Below are 2,996 nucleotides of genomic sequence, written 5' to 3' on the forward strand. Positions count from 1 at the left end.
TTGCTGTCTCTTTGGCTTCTATGGCTGCTTCTTCGATCTCGGAGGTGTCTTTACCCTTTTTTGTAGAGTTCTTTTTTGCTTGCTCTTTAGCCTTTTGCTTTGCATCTGCTTCGATGGCCTCTTTTGCTGCACGCAGCTTGGAAAGTCTGCTTTGCCTACGTGCGAGCTCAGCTGGAACCTCGTCTCCGCGGTTATTGACTCCGAAGGTCTTATCTTCGGCTTCATCGATAGCTTCTGCTTCTCTAAGGATTTCAGCCACCTCTTTTTCTAGCTGTTCTATGCGTGGTGTTATATGGTCGTAGCTCATTGCTTTTCTCCGGGATGCGTTTGCTCTTAGTTTGGTGCCATCTAGAGCTATCCGTCCGAGCTTTATAAGACCTGCCTGACCACAGAGCCTAAGTGTACCTGCAGAAACAGATCTTTGAGAACGTCCAAGTGGCGGATGCAAGTCGTCTATGAGTGTCCCCGCTGCGAGAGTCGCTACCTCGGTATTTTAAAGATACCCAGAATGCAACCTTTTGCGTACCCGTATTGGAACGGGTGGTCCTTGTCCTCATTGTGACGAACCAGTCGCCCACGTCGATCTCGATAACTAACCTTCCATAGTTAAATCCAGAGCTCCATCAAAGTTTCCGTAGGTATTTTGATGTACCCAGCATTTTAAGTCGACAATCACCACAAATGCTTCTGTTGTGATTGTGGATTTGTTTGTTACAAAGTTGGTGGTAGCGAGAGATGTCCTAAATAGTAAAGAACCAGCCATATTTTAAAGATTTAATCTAAACAACCAGTTCGCCAGACAGCTCAAACTCCATCAAATATCGTGATTTTAGGGGTATTGACATCCGTCTCTGCTACGCTAATGCGTACCCAAGAGAACCGATTGGTTCTGCGATAATGGAGTCTCCATTAAACCCGGGGCGTATCAGTCCTAACTATTAACAGCAACTTCGTGAACCTAAATGGAGTAACGATTACGGGCGGCCAAGGCGGCCAAGGCGGCCAAGGCGGAGGCATCTTCAGCAGTGGGACGCTCACCGTTACCAACTCCACTTTTTTTAACAACAGCGCCATTAGTGGCCAAGGCGGCCAAGGCGGAGCCATCGCCAACGATGGCGCTCTCACCGTTACCAACTCCACCTTTTTCAACAACACTGCGGGCGGCTACGGCGGAGGCCAAGGCGGAGGCATCTTCAGCAGTGGGACGCTCACCGTTACCAACTCCACCTTTTTCAACAACACTGCGAGTGTCCAAGGCGGAGGCGATGGCGGAGGCATCTACGGTAACGGTGGTACGCTCACCGTTACCAACTCCACCTTTTTCAACAACATTTCTGCGCACGCAGCTGCAATCTATAACGGCAATGCCGCGACATACCTCGCCGCCGACCTACTCGCAACTAAAGGTGGTGCCCCATCTGGCGGTGAGTGTAGCGGGTACGGTACCACCATTACTGACCTTGGCTACATCGTCGCAGACGATAACACCTGTGGTTTTCCAAGCTCACCTACTGCTAATAAATCTACAAGTATTGTTTCGATCGCGTCTGAAAATCTCGGTCCCCTTCAAAACAACGGTGGTCCAACACTAACAATCTTGCCCGAGCCAGGTAACCCAGCAATCGGATTGATACCGACTAACACACGTGTAACTATTGTTACTGGTGGACCTAGCATCACCCTTTGTCCAACAACAGACCAAAGAGGTATAAGCGCTAGTGGTCCATATCGCAATGCTGGCTCTGTCCAACAAACTCCTCAAGTAATCACCACTACTTTTCCATACCCAGCACCCCCACAACTAAACAATCCAACACCTATTTCACCAACATCTATAACACTTAGCTGGAGCCAATCTACTAACCAAAGCTATCTACCAGCTACTGGCTACAACATCTTTGAAGGAACAACAAGTGGAAAAGAATCAACTACACCTATTAGCTGTACAACACCTTTAACTGCTAGTTCAACAAGCTGTACAGTTACAAACCTCAATCCATCTACTACCTATTACTTCTATATAGAAGCAACTAACACCTCAGGTAGTTCGTTACCTTCTAACGAGGTATCTATAACAACACTTACAACTAATCAAAGTCCATCAACTCAAAATCCATCTACTACGACAAAGCCTGGATATTACGTAGTTGCAAAAGACGGTGGAGTATTTAGCTATGGAAGTGCAACCTTCTATGGCTCTCTAGCCAATAAAAACCTAAATCAACCAATAGTAGGAATTGCTTCAACCCCAGATGGCAAGGGCTACTGGTTGGTTGCAGCAGATGGCGGAGTCTTTAGCTGTCAACGGCCATTTGAAAATGCATGAATATGGCCATTTGGCATGAATGAATATAGCCACTAAAATTGCATACAGGATGACCGCCTAGCGTGACGGCCCACTCTCGGGTCCCCTGGACCCGAGAGTGGGCATGCAAAGGCGGTCTGGCTATCACTTTTTGAGAAAAAAGAAGAATGAAGGCCCTTATCTTGGGGCATTATGGATTTATACCACTCCTAATGCCAAGAAAGGGCCCAAAGTGAAGGATAGCAAAGAATCCATGGAAATTATTGAGGCTTACGATCTTTTTGGATCGTATAACGGAGCAGCGCAGTTCGTTGGCTGTTCTCCTAATACCCCTAAAGAAGTATGTTCAAGCAAGAAATGCCGGACAACTGATACGACAGGGTCAATATGAGAGGCGTCCTAAGGCCACCGATAAGTACGCTGGCATAATTGAGGAAGCCGTTGACAAGTCTAAGGCTAAGGTCCGGGCTAAGGCGATCCATGTCAGGCTGGTGGCGCTAGGTTATAACGGTTCAATTCGAAGCACTAGAAGAGCTGTAGCTACAGCCAAGGTCGCCTGGAGGAAATCTACGCAAAGAATCTTTTGGCCTTGGATTGCCGAGATGGGGAAATGGGCACAGTATGACTTTTCCGATGGTCCTGTGATCGATGGGAAAAAGACCACACTCTTTCACTTCTATCTCCCTTTCTC

At 47.5% G+C, this 2,996-nt stretch carries 1 protein-coding gene and 2 pseudogenes; 2 read left to right on the forward strand and 1 reads right to left on the reverse strand.

Annotated elements, in window-relative coordinates; genetic code table 11:
• Positions 1–448: pseudogene (locus tag AXFE_RS04685) on the reverse strand (hypothetical protein); the annotation flags it as partial.
• Positions 449–952: 504 nt separating this feature from the next.
• Here AXFE_RS04685 and AXFE_RS04690 point away from each other — a divergent pair.
• Complete coding sequence (locus tag AXFE_RS04690; RefSeq protein WP_052604726.1) at positions 953–2,326, forward strand: fibronectin type III domain-containing protein; 1,374 nt, start codon at positions 953–955, stop codon at positions 2,324–2,326.
• Between the two features lie 260 nt (positions 2,327–2,586).
• A pseudogene (locus AXFE_RS04695) lies at positions 2,587–2,996 on the forward strand (hypothetical protein); the annotation flags it as partial.

Origin of the sequence: Acidithrix ferrooxidans (genome assembly GCF_000949295.1) — a bacterium.
Lineage (GTDB): Bacteria > Actinomycetota > Acidimicrobiia > Acidimicrobiales > Acidimicrobiaceae > Acidithrix > Acidithrix ferrooxidans.